This is a genomic window from Pantoea sp. X-Soil-YNGN-844 (assembly GCF_059730595.1).
Genome location: NZ_AP036007.1, coordinates 3,967,510 through 3,986,331 on the forward strand (window position 1 = coordinate 3,967,510; position 18,822 = coordinate 3,986,331).

The 18,822-nt window shown below is 55.8% G+C and carries 15 protein-coding genes; 10 read left to right on the plus strand and 5 right to left on the minus strand.

Annotated elements, in window-relative coordinates; genetic code table 11:
• Nucleotides 1-237: 237 nt before the first annotated feature.
• From gmk to AC6I8C_RS18540, 7 genes are all read left to right on the plus strand, one after another.
• Nucleotides 238-861 (plus strand): guanylate kinase, encoded by a 624-nt coding sequence (gene gmk / locus AC6I8C_RS18510; protein WP_033734537.1) that lies wholly within the window; start codon nucleotides 238-240, stop codon nucleotides 859-861.
• Nucleotides 862-915: 54 nt separating this feature from the next.
• Nucleotides 916-1,191, plus strand: a complete 276-nt coding sequence (gene rpoZ / locus AC6I8C_RS18515; RefSeq protein ID WP_003851346.1) for a DNA-directed RNA polymerase subunit omega — start codon at nucleotides 916-918, stop codon at nucleotides 1,189-1,191.
• Nucleotides 1,192-1,211: 20 nt separating this feature from the next.
• A complete protein-coding gene (gene spoT / locus AC6I8C_RS18520) occupies nucleotides 1,212-3,320 on the plus strand; it encodes a bifunctional GTP diphosphokinase/guanosine-3',5'-bis pyrophosphate 3'-pyrophosphohydrolase (RefSeq protein WP_013359523.1) in 2,109 nt (702 codons plus the stop codon).
• Between the two features lie 2 nt (nucleotides 3,321-3,322).
• A complete protein-coding gene (gene trmH, locus AC6I8C_RS18525; RefSeq protein WP_497823263.1) occupies nucleotides 3,323-4,021 on the plus strand; it encodes a tRNA (guanosine(18)-2'-O)-methyltransferase TrmH in 699 nt (232 codons plus the stop codon).
• Nucleotides 4,018-6,096 (plus strand): ATP-dependent DNA helicase RecG, encoded by a 2,079-nt coding sequence (gene recG, locus AC6I8C_RS18530; RefSeq protein WP_497823264.1) that lies wholly within the window; start codon nucleotides 4,018-4,020, stop codon nucleotides 6,094-6,096. Before trmH ends, recG begins: the two co-directional genes overlap by 4 nt.
• A gap of 105 nt (nucleotides 6,097-6,201) precedes the next feature.
• On the plus strand, nucleotides 6,202-7,575 hold the full coding sequence (locus tag AC6I8C_RS18535) for a nucleobase:cation symporter-2 family protein (protein ID WP_497823265.1): 1,374 nt from the start codon (nucleotides 6,202-6,204) through the stop codon (nucleotides 7,573-7,575).
• 118 nt (nucleotides 7,576-7,693) lie between these two features.
• The gene (locus AC6I8C_RS18540; RefSeq protein WP_497823266.1) at nucleotides 7,694-9,373 is read left to right on the plus strand and encodes an AsmA family protein; all 1,680 of its coding nucleotides are present in this window, start codon (nucleotides 7,694-7,696) and stop codon (nucleotides 9,371-9,373) included.
• Nucleotides 9,374-9,405: 32 nt separating this feature from the next.
• On the opposite strand, the gene fabY is transcribed toward AC6I8C_RS18540, so the two are convergent.
• The 5 genes from fabY to typA form a co-directional block, all read right to left on the minus strand.
• Entirely contained in the window at nucleotides 9,406-10,353 is a 948-nt protein-coding gene (gene fabY, locus AC6I8C_RS18545; protein WP_013359528.1) for a fatty acid biosynthesis protein FabY, read from the minus strand.
• A 56-nt stretch (nucleotides 10,354-10,409) separates the two neighbouring features.
• The gene (gene dtd, locus AC6I8C_RS18550) at nucleotides 10,410-10,847 is read right to left on the minus strand and encodes a D-aminoacyl-tRNA deacylase (RefSeq protein WP_033734544.1); all 438 of its coding nucleotides are present in this window, start codon (nucleotides 10,845-10,847) and stop codon (nucleotides 10,410-10,412) included.
• Nucleotides 10,844-11,713, minus strand: a complete 870-nt coding sequence (locus AC6I8C_RS18555) for a virulence factor BrkB family protein (protein ID WP_033734547.1) — start codon at nucleotides 11,711-11,713, stop codon at nucleotides 10,844-10,846. The genes dtd and AC6I8C_RS18555 overlap by 4 nt, the downstream gene beginning before the upstream one ends.
• 3 nt (nucleotides 11,714-11,716) lie before the next feature.
• Nucleotides 11,717-12,313 (minus strand): glucose-1-phosphatase, encoded by a 597-nt coding sequence (gene yihX / locus AC6I8C_RS18560; protein ID WP_013359531.1) that lies wholly within the window; start codon nucleotides 12,311-12,313, stop codon nucleotides 11,717-11,719.
• A gap of 199 nt (nucleotides 12,314-12,512) precedes the next feature.
• On the minus strand, nucleotides 12,513-14,336 hold the full coding sequence (gene typA / locus AC6I8C_RS18565; protein WP_497823267.1) for a ribosome-dependent GTPase TypA: 1,824 nt from the start codon (nucleotides 14,334-14,336) through the stop codon (nucleotides 12,513-12,515).
• A gap of 437 nt (nucleotides 14,337-14,773) precedes the next feature.
• Between typA and glnA the strand changes: the two genes are divergently transcribed.
• The 3 genes from glnA to glnG all read left to right on the plus strand — a co-directional run bounded on the left by glnA (nucleotide 14,774) and on the right by glnG (nucleotide 18,788).
• Nucleotides 14,774-16,183 (plus strand): glutamate--ammonia ligase, encoded by a 1,410-nt coding sequence (gene glnA, locus AC6I8C_RS18570; RefSeq protein ID WP_497823268.1) that lies wholly within the window; start codon nucleotides 14,774-14,776, stop codon nucleotides 16,181-16,183.
• 138 nt (nucleotides 16,184-16,321) lie between these two features.
• The gene (glnL, locus tag AC6I8C_RS18575; RefSeq protein WP_013359534.1) at nucleotides 16,322-17,371 is read left to right on the plus strand and encodes a nitrogen regulation protein NR(II); all 1,050 of its coding nucleotides are present in this window, start codon (nucleotides 16,322-16,324) and stop codon (nucleotides 17,369-17,371) included.
• A 7-nt stretch (nucleotides 17,372-17,378) separates the two neighbouring features.
• A complete protein-coding gene (gene glnG / locus AC6I8C_RS18580; protein ID WP_497823269.1) occupies nucleotides 17,379-18,788 on the plus strand; it encodes a nitrogen regulation protein NR(I) in 1,410 nt (469 codons plus the stop codon).
• Nucleotides 18,789-18,822: the final 34 nt, after the last annotated feature.

An 18,822-nucleotide genomic window follows, 5' to 3' on the forward strand; every position in this document is an offset into this window, starting at 1 on the left:
TCTTTCCCCTGACGTTTTTCGGTATTCAATATCAATGCTTTGGCGTCAGCCAGAAACGATGTCCGGTTCAGGAAGGGCTATCGTGGCAATAAAGGATTAGTTGCAGCGGCCTGACAGACATTTGCGCGAAGAGACGCAAAAGTTGGCTGTTGCCGCTGCGCAAACGCTGCGTGGCAGCAGGAAGCTGTGTATACTGTGCAGGAAATCGACTCCGCTTTTAATCAATTCAAGAAAACCATGGCTCAAGGCACGCTCTATATTGTTTCTGCACCCAGCGGCGCAGGGAAATCCAGCCTGATTCAGGCACTGTTAAAGACCCAGCCGTTGTATGATACGCAGGTCTCTGTTTCGCACACGACGCGCGGCATGCGTCCGGGTGAAGCCCATGGCGAACATTATTTTTTCGTTGAAAAACATGAGTTTGAGCGGATGATCGCGGAAGATGCCTTCCTCGAACACGCTAAAGTTTTCGATAACTATTACGGTACCTCGCGCCATGCTATTGAGCAGGTGCTGGCAACCGGTGTTGACGTGTTTCTCGACATCGACTGGCAGGGTGCGCAGCAAATCCGCGCCAGAATGCCAGGCGCACGCAGCATCTTCGTTTTACCGCCGTCGAAAGAAGAGCTCGATCGCCGTCTGCGCGGTCGTGGCCAGGATAGCGAAGAGGTCATCACGCGTCGTATGGCGCAGGCAGTAGCGGAAATGAGCCACTACGCCGAGTATGACTATTTAATTGTGAATGATGATTTCGATCTGGCGCTGTCCGATCTGAAAACCATTATTCGCGCCGAACGTCTGCGTATGGCGCGCCAGAAGGCGCGTCACGATGCTTTAATCAGCAAACTGTTGGCAGTCTGAATACAGTTTCAGTATGATGCGCAGTCATTTCTTCATCTGTGGAGTAGCACACCTATGGCACGCGTAACCGTTCAGGACGCAGTAGAAAAAGTTGGTAATCGTTTTGACCTGGTGTTGGTCGCTGCACGTCGTGCACGTCAGATGCAGGTTGGCGGCAAAGATCCGCTGGTTCCGGAAGAGAACGACAAACCTACCGTTATCGCTCTGCGCGAAATCGAAGAAGGTCTGGTCACCAATCAGATTTTAGATGTGCGTGACCGTCAGGAACAGCAAGAGCAGGAAGCCGCTGAGTTACAGGCCGTTACCGCTATCGCTGAAGGTCGTCGTTAACAGCCACCTGCAGGTCGCCCTTGTATCTGTTTGAAAGTCTCAATCAACTGATTGAAAAATACTTGCCAGAGGAGCAGATCAAGCGCCTCCAGCAAGCCTACCTTGTTGCACGTGATGCCCACGAGGGACAGACACGCTCCAGCGGTGAGCCTTATATCACCCATCCGGTTGCCGTGGCCTGTATTCTGGCGGAAATGAAGCTCGACCATGAAACCCTCATGGCCGCGCTGCTGCATGACGTGATCGAAGATACGCCTGCCACTTACCAGGACATGGAACAGCTGTTCGGTAAAAGCGTGGCGGAGCTGGTCGAAGGCGTTTCCAAGCTGGATAAGCTGAAATTCCGCGACAAGAAAGAAGCGCAGGCAGAGAACTTCCGCAAGATGATTATGGCGATGGTGCAGGATATCCGCGTCATTCTCATCAAGCTGGCTGACCGCACCCACAATATGCGCACCCTGGGGTCATTACGTCCGGACAAACGTCGCCGCATCGCGCTGGAAACGTTAGAGATTTACAGTCCGCTGGCGCATCGCCTGGGTATTCACCATCTTAAAACGGAGCTGGAAGAGCTCGGTTTTGAGGCTCTCTACCCGAACCGCTATCGGGTGATTAAAGAGGTGGTGAAAGCCGCGCGCGGTAATCGTAAAGAGATGATCCAGAAGATTCTTTCTGAGATCGATGGCCGTCTGCAGGAAGCAGGCATTCCCTGCCGCGTCAGCGGTCGCGAAAAGCATCTTTACTCGATCTATCGCAAAATGACGCTTAAAGAGCAGCGTTTTCACTCGATCATGGATATCTATGCCTTTCGCGTCATCGTGAAAGATCTGGATACCTGCTATCGCGTTCTGGGCCAGATGCACAGCTTGTATAAGCCGCGTCCGGGCCGCGTAAAAGATTACATCGCCATCCCCAAAGCTAACGGCTATCAATCGCTCCATACCTCCATGATCGGTCCGCACGGCGTGCCGGTTGAAGTGCAGATTCGCACCGAGGATATGGATCAGATGGCGGAAATGGGGGTCGCTGCGCACTGGGCGTATAAACAGGCGGGCGAAAGTGGCACTACCGCACAGATTCGCGCTCAGCGCTGGCTGCAAAGCCTGCTGGAGCTGCAGCAGAGTGCGGGCAGTTCGTTTGAATTTATTGAAAGCGTGAAGTCCGATCTCTTCCCGGATGAGATCTACGTCTTTACGCCTGAAGGCCGCATTGTTGAGCTGCCAACCGGCGCGACGCCGGTGGACTTCGCCTATGCGGTTCACACCGACATCGGCCATGCCTGCGTCGGCGCACGCGTTGATCGTCAGCCTTATCCGCTGTCGCAATCCCTGACCAGCGGACAGACGATTGAGATCATCACCGCGCCAGGCGCCCGTCCCAACGCCGCCTGGCTCAACTTTGTCGTCAGCTCCAAAGCCCGCGCCAAAATTCGCCAGCTGTTGAAGAACCTCAAGCGTGAAGACTCGGTTAATCTGGGTCGCCGTCTGCTCAGCCATGCGCTGGGCGGCAGCCGTAAACTGGCGGAGATCCCGGCTGAGAATATCCGTCAGGAGCTGGACCGTATGAAGCTGACCTCGCTTGACGATCTGCTGGCGGAAATTGGTCTGGGCAATGCGATGAGCGTGGTCGTGGCGAAGAACCTGCTGCAGGCGGACAGCAAGACCATCAGCAGTAACAGCAAGCGCGGTAAGCTGCCGATCAAAGGCGCTGATGGCGTGTTGATTACGTTCGCTAAATGCTGCCGCCCGATTCCCGGTGACCCGATTGTTGCTCATGTCAGCCCTGGCAAAGGACTGGTGGTGCATCATGAATCCTGTCGCAATATCCGCGGCTACCAGAAAGAGCCGGAAAAATTCATGCCGGTCGAGTGGGATAAAGTCACCGAGCAGGAGTTCGTGGCGGAAATCAAAGTCGACATGTTTAACCATCAGGGCGCACTGGCGAACCTGACGGCAGCAATCAACACGGCCGGTTCCAATATTCAGAGCCTGAATACCGAAGAGCGTGATGGCCGCGTCTACAGCGCCTTTATCCGCCTGACCGCACGCGACCGTGTCCATCTGGCGAATATCATGCGTAAAATTCGCGTGATGCCAGATGTGATCAAAGTCCACCGTAACCGTAATTAGGCATGAACGATCAACGTTTTGCCCGGATTCAGGCGATGCTGGCACTGCGCCAGCACGACCTTACGGTCTGTATGGAGCAGGTGCATAAGCCGCACAATGTGTCGGCGGTGATCCGCACGGCCGACGCAGTCGGCATCCACGAAGTGCATGCTGTCTGGCCCAGCCAGCGGATGCGCACCCAGGCTTCCGCGTCTGCCGGAAGCAACAGCTGGGTGAAAGTGGTCACCCATCCCACCATCGGCGATGCCGTAAAACGGCTTAAACAGCAGAAGATGCAGGTTCTGGCGACCCATCTTTCTGACGATGCCGTGGATTTCCGTGAGATTGATTATACCCTTCCCACCTGCATCCTGATGGGACAGGAAAAAACCGGCATTACTGAAGAAGCACTGGCGCTGGCTGACCGGAAGATCGTGATTCCCATGGTAGGCATGGTGCAGTCACTGAATGTCTCAGTCGCCTGTGCGCTGATCCTCTATGAAGCGCAGCGGCAGCGACAAAACGCCGGTCTTTACCTGCGCGATTACAGCCTGCTGGACGACGATGAGCAGCAACGCCTGCTGTTCGAAGGCGGATTCCCGGTGCTGGCGCGGGTCGCAAAGCAGAAGGGTTTACCCTATCCGCGCATCGATGCGCAGGGCGAAGTCGACGCCGATCCCAGCTGGTGGGCAACTATGCAATCGACCGGTAAAAAAAGATGAAAGGCCGTCTGCTGGATGCCATCCCGCTCAGTACCCTGACCGGCGTCGGTGCCAGCCAGGCAGCAAAACTGGCCAAAATTGACCTGCATACCATTCAGGATCTCCTGCTTCATCTCCCGCTACGCTACGAAGATCGCACCCAGCTCTATGCCATTGACGATCTGCTGCCCGGTATCTGGGCCACCGTAGAAGGCGAAGTGCTGCACACTGACATCACCTTTGGTCGCCGCCGGATGATGGTGTGCCAGATCAGCGATGGCAGTGGTGTCCTGACGATGCGCTTCTTCAACTTCAATGCCGGGATGAAGAACAACCTGTCGCCGGGCCGGCGCGTCACCGCCTATGGTGAGATTAAACGCGGTCAGCGCGGCGCCGAGATTATTCATCCCGAGTACCGCATCCAGGGCGAACAGAGCAATGTGGCGCTGGAAGAGACCTTAACGCCGGTTTATCCCACCACCGAAGGCATCCGACAGGCCACGCTACGTAATCTTACCGACCAGGCGCTGACGCTGCTGGAGAGCTGCCCGATTGCCGAGCTGCTGCCGCAGGAACTGAGCGGCGGTTTAATCAGCCTGCCTGATGCGCTGCGCACCCTGCATCGTCCACCGCCCGATCTTCGACTCAGTGAGCTGGAAAGTGGCCGTCATCCGGCGCAACGCAGACTGATTCTGGAAGAGCTGCTGGCGCACAACCTCAGCATGCTGGCGGTACGCGCCGGTGCTCAGCGCTATTACGCGTTACCGATGCCGCCGCGACACAACCTTAGCGACCAGCTGCTGGCCGCGCTGCCCTTCTCACCGACTAATGCGCAGAAACGCGTGGTGGCGGAGATAGAGAAAGATCTGGCCAACGATTTCCCGATGATGCGGCTGGTGCAGGGCGATGTCGGCTCGGGCAAGACACTGGTAGCCGCGCTCTCTGCGCTGAACGTTATCGCCCATGGTAAGCAGGTTGCGCTGATGGCGCCGACCGAACTGCTGGCTGAACAGCATGCCAGTAACTTCCGCCAGTGGTTTGCGCCGCTGGGCATTGACGTGGGCTGGCTGGCCGGAAAACAGAAAGGCAAAGCCCGCCAGGCACAACAGGAAGCGATAGCCAGCGGTCAGGTGGCAATGGTCGTGGGCACACACGCGCTGTTTCAGGAGCAGGTGCAGTTCAACGGTCTGGCGCTGGTCATTATTGATGAACAGCACCGGTTCGGCGTCCACCAGCGACTGGCCTTGTGGGAAAAAGGCGAGGAGCAGGGTTTCCATCCGCATCAGCTGATCATGACCGCCACCCCGATCCCGCGCACCCTGGCGATGACTGCCTATGCCGACCTTGATACCTCAACCATCGATGAGCTGCCGCCGGGACGTACTCCGGTGACTACCGTCGCCATTCCCGATACGCGACGCGATGAGATTGTGGCGCGGGTTGAGCATGCCTGCCGCGAGGGACGTCAGGCTTACTGGGTCTGCACCCTGATTGAAGAGTCCGAATTGCTGGAGGCGCAGGCGGCAGAAGCCAGCTGGGAATCCCTGAAAACCGCGCTTCCCGACTTAAACATCGGACTGGTGCATGGCCGCATGAAGCCCGCAGAAAAACAGGCGGTGATGCAGGCCTTTAAAGCGAATGAACTGCAGCTGCTGGTGGCCACGACAGTCATCGAGGTCGGCGTTGACGTGCCGAATGCCAGCCTGATGATTATCGAAAACCCGGAGCGGTTAGGGCTGGCGCAGCTGCATCAGCTGCGGGGCCGTGTAGGTCGTGGTGCCGTGGCATCGCACTGTGTGCTGCTCTACAAAGCGCCACTGAGCAAGACGGCGCAAAAGCGTCTTCAGGTGCTGCGTGACAGCAATGACGGCTTCGTCATTGCTCAGTTCGATCTGGAGATTCGCGGGCCGGGTGAACTGCTGGGCACGCGTCAGACCGGCAACGCTGAATTCAAAGTAGCCGACCTGCTACGCGATGCCGCAATGGTGCCGGAAGTTCAGCGTGTGGCGCGCCACATCCACCAGCACTATCCCGAGCAGGCCAGCGCCCTGATTGAACGCTGGCTGCCAGAGAACACCCGTTATACCAACGTCTGATTGATCTCCATCTGAGTCGGCCTTTTTTATCCTCACCGGGCAAACGATTGCTTTTAGCCTGCGGATGATTACAATCGCCACACTATTTTTTGGGAAGAACAGAAGATGTCCACCACTCCTCAGCCAGACCAGCCTTCCGCCACGAAAAGTGAACTGATTTATCGTCTTGAAGATCGTCCACCCCTGCCACAAACGCTGTTTGCCGCCGGTCAGCACCTGCTGGCAATGTTTGTCGCGGTTATTACGCCTGCGATTCTGATTTGTCAGGCGCTGGGCCTGCCTGCAGAAGATACCCGGCACGTGATCAGTATGTCGCTGTTTGCATCGGGCGTGGCATCACTGCTGCAAATCAAAACCTGGGGACCGGTGGGTTCGGGCCTGCTGTCGATTCAGGGCACCAGCTTCAACTTCGTGACGCCTCTGATTATGGGTGGGATGGCGCTGAAAAATGGTGGTGCTGACGTGCCCACCATGATGGCGGCTCTGTTTGGTACGCTGATGGTAGCCTCCTGTACCGAAATGGTGCTGTCGCGCGTATTGCATCTGGCGCGCCGGCTCATTACCCCACTGGTTTCCGGTATCGTGGTGATGATTATCGGCCTGTCACTGATTCAGGTCGGCCTGACATCGATTGGCGGCGGTTTCAGTGCGATGAACGACCATACCTTTGGCGCGCCGAAAAATCTGATGCTGGCCGGAGCCGTGCTGCTGGTGATCGTGCTGCTGAACCGACAGAAGAATCCCTACCTGCGCGTCGCCTCCCTGGTGATTGCCATGGCGGTGGGCTATCTGCTGGCCTGGGCGATGGGCATGCTGCCTGCAGCAGGTATTCCTGCTGATCAGCCGTTAATCATGGTTCCAGCGCCGCTCTACTACGGACTGGGCTTCGACTGGAATCTGCTTATCCCGCTGATGCTGGTGTTTATGGTCACCTCTCTGGAGACCATCGGCGATATCACCGCCACTTCGGATGTTTCAGAGCAGCCGGTGAGCGGTCCACTCTATATGAAACGCCTGAAAGGCGGCGTGCTGGCGAATGGTCTTAACTCCTTTGTCTCCGCGCTGTTTAACACCTTCCCTAACTCCTGCTTCGGTCAGAACAATGGCGTGATTCAGTTGACCGGTGTGGCCAGCCGCTACGTGGGCTTTGTGGTCGCACTGATGCTGATTGTGCTGGGACTGTTCCCGGCGGTCAGCGGTCTGGTTCAGCTCATTCCTGAGCCGGTGCTCGGCGGCGCAACCATTGTGATGTTCGGCACCATCGCCGCCTCGGGCGTTCGCATCGTGTCACGCGAGCCGCTTAACCGTCGCGCCATCATGATCATCGCGCTGTCGCTGGCGGTGGGGCTGGGTGTTTCTCAGCAGCCGTTGATCCTGCAGTTTGCGCCCGAGTGGCTGAAAACCCTGCTCTCTTCCGGCATTGCGGCGGGCGGCATTACCGCCATCGTGCTCAACCTGATTTTTCCGCAAGAGAAGTAAGTCCACAGGCAGGCTTCGGCCTGCCTGCTAATTATTCGGATTTACATCCAGGCTGTTGAGCTGTAACGGTAATTCAGGCATAACAACCTCTCACCGGATTTAACTCGGGAAGGATGCTATGAAATTTCTTGGAAAGTTTTTCCTCACCTTACTTTTGCTGCTGCTTTTCATCCTTGTGGTGATCTATGTCTTGCTGCAGACACAGTGGGGTGCAGGCTGGTTTAGCCGTTGGGTGAGCGACAAAACCGAATGGCATCTCTCCCTGAGTAAAATTGAACACAATTTCTCTTCTCCCTCTCACATCATTCTGGATGACTTCAGCTTTGGTCATGATGGGCAGCCTGCGGTTCTGGTAGCGAAACGGGTCGATCTCGGTCTGGCACTGATTCAGTTCAGCGATCCGCTGCATTTCAGCAGCCTTGAACTGCGCGACGGGGAAGTGAATCTGGCCAATCTGACGCCAGGCAGTACGCTGCCCATTCAGGCCGATCGCCTGCAGCTCAATAACATGCGTATCGACAGCCCCAACAGCACGTTACCGCTGTTTGCTCAGCAGGTTAATGGCGGCATTCTGCCGTGGAAACCCACAGCCCTTGATATGCTGGGCCGCGATGCCCGCTTCCAGGTGAGTGCAGGCAGCATGACGCTGAATAAGGTGCCAGCTGAAAACGTCCTGATTCAGGGCAGTGTTTCCGAAGGACGAATGCGCTTTGACAATATGGGTGCCGACCTGGCGCGTGGCTCCATGACCGGCAACGGTGAGCGCGATGCCCAGGGCAACTGGAAAATTAATCAGCTGCGACTGAATGACATTCGTCTGCAGACCGCCAGCAGCCTGAAGGATTTCCTGCATAGCCTGCAGGTGGTTCCCTCGATTGCTGTTACGCGCCTCGACATGACTGATGCCCGCCTGCAGGGGCCTGACTGGGCGGTGACAGATCTTGACCTGACGCTGAGAAACGTTAACTGGCAGGGCGATGACTGGCAGAGTAATGACGGTTCGCTGGCGCTGAATGCCAGTAATTTTATCAACGGTGGATTCGAGCTTAATGACCCTATCGTTAACCTGGATTTCTCGCCGCAGGGCCTGGCGCTGACGCAGTTCAGTTCTCGCTGGGCGAACGGGGTGATTCGGGCTGACGGTGACTGGTCACGCAGCGATAAACGCCTGACGCTGAAAAATCTGGCTGTTGCCGGACTGGAATATACCCTGCCGCAGGACTGGCGCGACCGCTGGCAGGCGGCACTGCCCGCGTGGCTGGATAGCGTAGCGGTGACGCGTTTCACCTCTAATCGTAACCTGATTATCGACATCAATCCGGCGTTTCCCTTCCAGCTGACCTCACTGGATGGATCCGGCGAGAACCTGCTGCTGGCGCAGCAGCATCAGTGGGGGATCTGGTCGGGTAAGCTCAGCCTGAACGCGGCAGAGTCGACCTTTAACCGCACCGATCTGCGTCACCCGTCGATTGCGCTGAGTGCCGACCCGCAACAGATTCAGGTGACCGAGCTGAGTGCGTTCAGTAACAAGGGCCTGCTGGAAGGGACGGCTACCGTCGGCCAGCAGCCAGCGCGACCGCTGACGCTGCGACTGACGGGGCATGCAGTGCCGGTGAATGTGTTGCAGAACTGGGGATGGCCCGCATTGCCGTTAACCGGTGACAGCAATATGCAGCTGCAACTGAGCGGCGCTTTAGCCGCAGGCCAGCCATTACGCCCGACGGTTAATGGCACGCTATCGGTAACAACCGACAGTCAGCAGGTGCAGCAGACCATGCAGGCAGGCGAGGTACGTTAATAACATAAGGGCCGCAAATGCGGCCCTTATGATTAATTGATACGTGCGCCGGAACCGCCCTCTTCCAGCGGCCCATCCGGATCGGCGGGCAGAACGATGTAAACGCCCTCAAACACCGCGCCACATTCATCATCGCCAAACAGCTCCACTTCAAGCTGAACGCGTGCTTTACGTCCGCGTGCCAGACGGTCAAGGTCGCCGCTTAGTGAGCCGAGGTCGGCAATCGCGCCAGGGCGTCCGCTGATCGGACGGCTGTAGCGAATGTGCGCATCTGCCAGAATAATGGTGCCGCCGAGATGGCGCTCGCGCAGCAGCAACCAGATCAATCCCCAGCCGGTCAGCGTGGCAAGCGAGAACAGGCTGCCGGCGAACAGCGTGTGATGTGGATTCTGGTTGCCCGCTTCAGGCATGGTGGTGATAAATTTCTGCCCGGTAAACTGCAGGATACGCACACCCATCTTCTCGCTGAGCGGAATATGATCATACCAGGCCTGTTGCAGCTGACCGCACCAGTCGGCGCGATGCAGGATATCATCAAGCGTAACGACCGGCTTGATCATCAGAAAGTGGCGTACCGGCGTTGTCTGCGGCGCGGTAATCTCACCCTGATTGATATAGCCGAGCTTAGCGAAGAAGGCGACCGCATCTTCGCGGGCGCTGCAGGTTACCCGCTTAGCGCCTTCCTGACGCGCGACCGACTCCAGGGTCATGGCCATCAGCGTACCCAGCCCTTTGCCCTGCACCGACGGATGAACGGCCATGAAGCGGATAGCGGCCTCATTGTCGGCGTTGATGTAGAGACGGCCAATGGCGACCGGATTCCCCTGCTCATCAACCACCATCTGATGATGCGCGAGGGCATCCCAGGCGTCACGTTCCGACCCCTGCGGCTGACGCAGCGGTTTACGCAACATTTCCCAGCGGAACTGATAATAGATATCCAGCTCTTCCGCCGTCTGTGGCACGCGAAGGTGATACATGTAATGTTTCTCCCGCTCGTATAGGTGGCCTGTTCCCTGCCGCTCCGCTTGCGATCTCACACCTGTAACCAGAACGTCACAGGACCATCATTCACCAGCGAGACCTGCATATCCGCCGCAAAACGGCCATTCGCCGTGGTCATGCCCTGCTGGCGACAGTAATCGCTGAAGTAGTCATACAAGCGTTCGGCCTCAGCAGGTTCCGCGCCACCTGAAAAGGAGGGGCGCATCCCTTTTTGCGTATCTGCGGCCAGCGTAAACTGCGACACCACCAGCACGCTTCCGCCCGCCTGACGAACACTCAGGTTCATTTTGCCCTGTTCATCACTAAAGATGCGATAGCCCAGTACGCGTTCTGCGAGACGTTCCGCACGCGCATTGTCATCACCCTTTTCCACGCCCAGTAAAACCAGTAAACCGGCACCGATTTCGCCGATGACGTTCTGATCGACGCTGACGCTGGCACGCTGCACGCGTTGAATCAATGCAATCATGTTTCCTCGCGTTGTTCTTCTTTGTGCTGCTGTTTTAACTGCCGATAGTCGGCTAACGCGACGGTAATTTCAGCGCCTAACAACACAATACACCAGGTCCAGTAGACCCAGAGAAACAGAATGGGGATCACGGCCAGTACGCCGTAGATCAGCTGATAAGAGGGGAACATAGTAACATAGAGCGCAAAGCCCTTTTTACCCAGCTCAAATAGCGCACCCGCTACCAGCGCGCCAATCAGCGCATCGCGCGGCGGCACCCGCTGGGTGGGTACAATGCTGTAGAGCAACCAGAAGGCGAGCCACGACAGCAGAAGCGGGAAAATGCGCAGCATCTGGTCGACCAGGCTGGTGACGCCGGTCGCATTAATCCAGCGCAGTGACAGCAGATAGGAGCTGATCGCCAGGCTGGCACCGGCCAGAAGCGGACCGAGCGTCAGGATCATCCAGTAGACCGCAAAGGAGTAAACCATCGGCCGCTTCTTGTTGCTGCGCCAGATGGTATTCAACGCGGTATCAACCGAATGCATCAGCAGTAAGGCCGTCACGATCAGGCCGACGGCCCCGACCGCCGTCATCCGGTTGACGTTAGCCACAAACTGCTCAAGATAGCGTTGCAGCGTGTTGCCTGCAGCCGGCATCAGATTGTTAAAGACAAACTGTTTTAACTGCACGCTGATATCAGAGAAGACCGGAAACGCTGCAAACAGCGCAAACACCACCGCAATCAGTGGTACCAGCGCCAGCAATGAGACATAGGCCAGATTACCAGCCTGCGTCGTCATGCCATCCTCATCTATGCGTTTCCACAACAATTTGAGCCACAACCAGAACGCATGCAGCCCGGGACGAAATTTACGTGACATCATGAGTTACGGTTGACCTGCAAACCAGTCAGGTACCGTTTTACTGTCAGTAACCAGTACACTTTCAATGCCCAGAGCGCGCGCCGCCTCAATGTTCTCCGGGTTATCGTCGAAAAACACCGCCTGATCGGCAGTCACACCCTCCGCGTCCAGCACATGCTGATAAATCCGGGCTTCCGGTTTACGCATACCCAGCTCCTGCGAGAGATAGAGTTTGTCAGCTGCCTGCTGTACGTCGGGATACTGCGTCGGCCAGAATTCACAATGCAGCTTATTGGTGTTAGAAAGGATCACCACCCGATGACCTTCAAGTCGCAGCCGGTTCATCAGCGCCAGGGTTTCAGGACGCACGTCTACGAAGACCGCCTGCCAGCCAGCAGTAAACTGTTCATAACTCAGCGCGATTTCCAGCTTTTCACACAGCGCCAGCGCGAAGTCTTCATCGCTGAGTTCTCCACGTTCGTGTTGTTCAAACGCTTCATCCATCTGGAAATGGCTTTGCAGCGAGGCCAGTGGCACACGGCTAAGGTCACTCCAGACACCCAGCACGCGGTTAAAGTCGATATCAATAATCACGTTGCCCAAATCAAAGATATACAGCATGGTGTGTCTCCTTCTGTTCCCTGGAGTATTCACTCTAGCGGCAAAAGTGCAGGCTGAACAGGCACGCGTGGAGAGAAAAGCGTAAACGCCAGAAGGTGGAGAGAACGCACCCAAATATTTACTGGCCCGACTGGAGAAGCCGGAATTTCAGGCAAAAAAAAGCCCCGCATGCGGGGCTTTTTATCAGTTAAAGGCGCACTTATGCGTCTTTAGGACCACGTGAAGCACGTTTACGGTCGTTTTCAGTCAGGTGACGTTTACGGATACGCACTGACAGTGGTGTTACTTCTACCAGTTCGTCATCATCGATGAACTCGATAGCCTGTTCCAGCGTCATTTTCTGCGGTGGAACCAGCGTCGTTGCTTCATCAGTACCGGAAGCACGCATGTTGGTCAGCTTCTTACCGGTCAGACAGTTTACGGTCAGGTCGTTAGAACGGCTGTGAATACCGATGATCTGGCCTTCATAGACTTCAGCACCGTGACCCAGGAACAGCTTACCGCGATCCTGCAGACCGAACAGGGCGAACGCGACGGCTTTACCCTGACCGTTAGAGATCAGTACGCCGTTCTGACGCTGGCCCACTTCGCCTGGACGGATATCGTCGTAGTGGCTGAAGGTAGAGTAGAGCAGACCGGTACCGGACGTCATGGTCATGAATTCGTTACGGAAGCCAATCAGGCCACGGCTTGGGATCACGTAGTCGAGACGTACGCGGCCCTTGCCATCCGGATCCATGTTTTTCAGATCGCCTTTACGCTCGCCCATGGCTTGCATAACGGAACCCTGATGCGTCTCTTCGATATCCAGCGTAACGTTCTCAAATGGCTCCTGTTTACGGCCATCGATTTCACGGAAGATAACTTTCGGACGGGATACCGCCAGCTCGAAACCTTCACGACGCATGTTTTCGATCAGGACTGACAGGTGAAGTTCACCACGACCTGATACGCGGAAGGCGTCAGAATCTTCAGTTTCTTCAACGCGCAGTGCTACGTTGTGAACCAGTTCTTTGTTCAGACGCTCAAGGATCTGACGTGAAGTCACGTACTTACCTTCTTTACCGCAGAACGGTGAGGTGTTGACGTTAAAGAACATGGTTACAGTTGGTTCATCGACGCTCAGGGCTGGCAGCGCTTCCACATTCTGCGTGTCACAGATAGTGTCGGAGATGTTCAGCTCGCCCAGACCGGTGATAGCAATGATATCGCCCGCTTCTGCCAGGTCGCTGTCGATACGCTCAAGACCCAGATGAGTCAGGACTTTACCGACTTTAGCGTTACGGGTTTTGCCTTCGCTATCGATGATAGTGACCTGCTGGTTAGGCTTCACTTTACCACGCTTGATGCGGCCGATGCCGATCACACCCAGGTAGTTGTTGTAGTCCAGCTGAGAGATTTGCATCTGCAGTGGCGCTTCAACTTCAACCTGCGGAGGTGAAACGTGATCAACGATAGCCTGGTACAGCGGGGTCATATCGTCAGCCATATCGGTGTGCTCAAGACCTGCAATACCATTCAGCGCAGAGGCGAAAATGATAGGGAAGTCGAGCTGCTCGTCAGTGGCATCCAGGTTTACGAACAGGTCAAATACCTGATCCACAACCCAATCCGGACGCGCACCCGGGCGGTCTACTTTGTTGATAACCACAATCGGCTTCAGACCATGCGCGAACGCTTTTTTGGTCACGAAGCGGGTTTGCGGCATAGGGCCATCCATCGCATCTACAACCAGCAGCACCGAGTCCACCATGGACATGACGCGCTCAACTTCACCACCGAAGTCGGCGTGTCCTGGGGTATCAACGATGTTGATACGGTAGTCATTCCACTTAATGGCGGTGTTTTTTGCGAGGATGGTAATCCCACGCTCTTTCTCCAAATCATTGGAGTCCATCACGCGCTCGGTTGCTTCGGTACGGGCATCAAAAGTACCGGATTGTTGCAGCAGTTTGTCAACCAGGGTGGTCTTTCCATGGTCAACGTGCGCGATGATGGCGATGTTACGCAAATTTTCGATCACAGCTTTGCCTCAGGCATTAGAAATAGCGCGGTATTGTACACGGATTAAGCGGAAGACTGAACAGGATCACACTTTTCACTGAAAGTTTATTGCATCGGCGCAAATTTGCCCTGTTCCCGGTGCAGAAAATGCACTAAGTTGGTCCTGCGCACCAAAATAGTGCTAATAAATCACCGTTAAGCACCGCAATGGTGCATTAAGACCATCGTGGTGCAGGCGCTTTATGACAAAAAGGTGCATCACAAGGCGATTTAAGCAACATCAAAAAAGTTGGCACAGAATTCGCTTTATCTAAATCAAGCGTAAACGCCAGACAGATGTCGGTTGAAGAGCGTGCCGGAAAAGATGAGTCAGGGAGTGGTTTTCCCAAACGCATTCCGGAAACGACGTTTCCTCGCCATGTAGATAATGAAAGACCATTTCCAGGAGAGTTGAGTATGTCCGCTGAACACGTTCTCTCGATGATGAACGAGCATGAAGTTAAGTTTGTTGACCTGCGTTTTACCGATACCAAAGGTAAAGAACAGCACGTTACGATCCCTGCTCACCAGGTTAACGCTGACTTCTTCGAAGAAGGCAAAATGTTCGATGGTTCGTCTATTGGCGGCTGGAAAGGCATTAACGAATCAGACATGGTGCTGATGCCTGACGCTACCACGGCAGTCATGGATCCTTTCTTCGAAGATTCTACGCTGATCATCCGTTGTGACATTCTTGAGCCAGGCACCATGCAGGGTTACGATCGCGATCCACGCTCTATCGCCAAGCGCGCTGAAGATTACCTGCGCTCTTCCGGCATCGCGGACACCGTGCTGTTTGGACCAGAACCCGAATTCTTCCTGTTCGATGACATCCGTTTCGGTTCATCAACGTCCGGCTCACATGTGGCTATCGACGATATCGAAGCGGCATGGAACACCGGTAAAGAGTACGAAGGCGGTAACAAAGGTCACCGTCCAGGTCTGAAAGGCGGCTACTTCCCGGTTCCACCGGTTGACTCATCACAGGACATCCGTTCTGCCATGTGTCTGACCATGGAGCAGATGGGCCTGGTTGTTGAAGCGCATCACCACGAAGTGGCGACCGCAGGTCAGAACGAAGTGGCAACCCGCTTCAACACCATGACCAAAAAAGCGGACGAAATTCAGATCTACAAATATGTCGTTCACAACGTTGCGCACGCTTACGGCAAAACGGCGACCTTTATGCCGAAGCCAATGTTTGGCGACAACGGTTCAGGCATGCACTGCCACATGTCACTCTCTAAAGGCGGCCAGAACCTGTTTGCTGGCGATAAGTACGGCGGCCTGTCTGAAATGGCGCTGTTCTACATCGGCGGTATCATCAAGCACGCGAAAGCCATCAACGCCCTGGCGAACCCGACAACCAACTCTTACAAGCGTCTGGTCCCGGGTTATGAAGCACCGGTTATGCTGGCTTACTCTGCCCGTAACCGTTCTGCCTCAATCCGTATCCCGGTTGTTGCCAGCCCGAAAGCTCGTCGTATCGAAGCGCGCTTCCCGGATCCAGCCGCTAACCCATACCTGGCGTTCACCGCTCTGCTGATGGCTGGCCTGGATGGCATCATCAACAAAATCCATCCTGGCGACGCGATGGATAAGAACCTGTATGACCTGCCACCGGAAGAAGAAGCTGAGATTCCAAAAGTTGCAGGCTCGCTGGAAGAAGCACTGAATGCACTGAACGAAGACCGCGAGTTCCTGACCCGTGGCGGTGTATTCACAGACGAATCGATCGATGCTTACATCGAACTGCGTAAAGCAGAGATGGATCGCGTTCGCTTGACGCCACACCCGGTTGAGTTCGAGCTTTACTACAGCGTTTAACTGGTCAGACGTTTTTGTTGCCGTGGAAACTTTTAGCCCATCTTCGGATGGGCTTTTTTCTCCGCGAATTCACCGTTCATTCGCCCTCTTTTCGGCTTAAAGACTAAAATGCACCTGACTGGTGCAGAGGAACGTTGTATGGCAACTGGCTCTCTGCCCGATGCGGGGCAGATTCTCAACGCGTTAATCAACAGTATTTTGTTGGTGGATAACGATCTGGTTATCCATTACGCCAACCCGGCGGCGCAGCAATTACTGGCGCAAAGCTCACGCAAATTGTTCGGCACACCATTACCGGAATTAACCGGCTACTTTTCGCTGAATATTGAGGTGATGCGCGAGAGTCTTGAGGCTGGCCAGGGATTTACTGACAGTGAAGTCACGCTGGTGGTAGATGGTCGCGCACATATTATGTCGCTGACCGCCCAGCGGTTACCCGATGGCTTAATCCTGATGGAAATGGCGCCGATGGATAATCAGCGTCGCCTCAGTCAGGAGCAGTTACAGCACGCGCAGCAGGTCGCCGCTCGCGATCTGGTTCGCGGTCTGGCCCATGAGATTAAAAATCCGCTGGGCGGATTACGCGGCGCGGCACAGCTCCTATCCCGCGCCCTGCCCGATCCGTCACTGAATGAATACACCAAAGTGATTATTGAACAGGCCGACCGGTTGCGAAATCTGGTGGATCGTCTGTTAGGTCCGCAGCAGCCAGGCATGCACATCACGCAGAGCATTCATCAGGTGGCCGAACGGGTGGTCAATCTGGTGTCGATGGAGCTGCCGGAGAATGTTTCGCTGGTACGGGATTACGACCCCAGCCTGCCGGAACTGCCGCATGACCCCGACCAGATTGAACAGGTGCTGCTTAACGTGGTTCGCAACGCACTTCAGGCGCTGGGCGACGACGGTGGCACCATTGTTATCCGCACCCGCACTGCTTTCCAGTTGACGCTGCACGGCACGCGTTATCGCCTGGTGGCACGTATTGATATTGAAGATGATGGCCCCGGCATTCCGGCCCAGCTGCAGGATACGCTGTTTTATCCGATGGTCAGCGGACGTGAAGGCGGAACCGGTTTAGGCCTCTCCATCGCCCGTAGCCTGATTGATCAACATTCAGGAAAAATAGAATTTAACAGTTGGCCGGGACACACCGAATTTTCGGTTTACCTGCCTATTCGCCAGTGAGGTTTCTATGCAACGAGGGATAGTCTGGATCGTCGATGACGATAGCTCCATCCGCTGGGTGCTTGAACGCGCGCTCACTGGAGCCGGTTTGAGCTGTGCGACCTTTGACAGCGCAAGCGAGGTGCTGGATGCCCTCTCAACCAAGACCCCGGACGTTTTACTGTCAGATATTCGCATGCCCGGTATGGATGGCCTGGCGCTGCTGAAACAGATTAAGCAGCGTCATCCGATGCTTCCGGTCATCATAATGACGGCGCATTCGGATCTGGACGCCGCCGTCAGCGCCTATCAGCAGGGTGCCTTTGATTACCTGCCTAAACCGTTTGATATCGACGAAGCGGTGGCGCTGGTCGAACGAGCCATCAGTCACTATCAGGAACAGCAGCAGCCGCGAAATCAGCCGGTCAGCGGACCCACCACCGATATCATTGGTGAAGCGCCGGCGATGCAGGATGTGTTTCGTATCATTGGCCGGTTATCGCGCTCGTCGATCAGTGTGCTGATCAACGGCGAGTCCGGTACCGGTAAAGAGCTGGTGGCTCATGCGCTGCATCGCCATAGTCCGCGTACCAAAGCGCCTTTCATCGCGCTGAACATGGCGGCGATTCCCAAAGATTTGATTGAATCCGAACTGTTCGGTCACGAGAAAGGTGCCTTTACCGGCGCAAACCAGATCCGTCAGGGCCGTTTTGAGCAGGCGGATGGCGGCACGCTGTTTCTGGATGAGATCGGTGATATGCCGCTGGATGTGCAGACCCGTCTGCTGCGCGTGCTGGCCGATGGCCAGTTCTATCGCGTTGGTGGCTATGCGCCAGTGAAAGTGGATGTGCGTATTATCGCCGCAACCCACCAGAATCTGGAATTACGCGTGCAGGAAGGCAAGTTCCGTGAGGACCTTTTCCACCGCCTGAATGTGATTCGCGTGCATCTGCCACCGCTGCGTGAGCGTCGTGAGGACATCCCGCGTCTGGCACGTTACTTCCTGCAGGTGGCGGCCCGTGAGCTGGGGGTGGAAGCGAAGATTCTGCATCCGGAAACCGAGACAGCCTTAACCCGGCTTCACTGGTCCGGTAACGTCCGTCAGTTGGAGAACACCTGTCGCTGGCTGACCGTGATGGCAGCGGGCCAGGAAGTACTGATTCAGGATCTGCCCGGAGAACTGTTTGAAGCCAGTACCCCGGAAAATCCGGTGCAGTCGCTGCCTGACAGCTGGGCAACCCTGCTGGCACAGTGGGCCGACCGCGCCCTGCGTTCCGGTCATCAGAATCTGCTGTCAGAAGCCCAGCCAGAGATGGAGCGTACGCTGCTCACCACTGCGCTGCGTCATACGCAAGGCCACAAGCAGGAAGCAGCACGTCTGCTGGGCTGGGGACGAAACACGCTGACGCGCAAGCTGAAAGAGCTGGGCATGGAGTAAGCGGTTCGGTACGGGCTGGCAGATGACGCCAGCC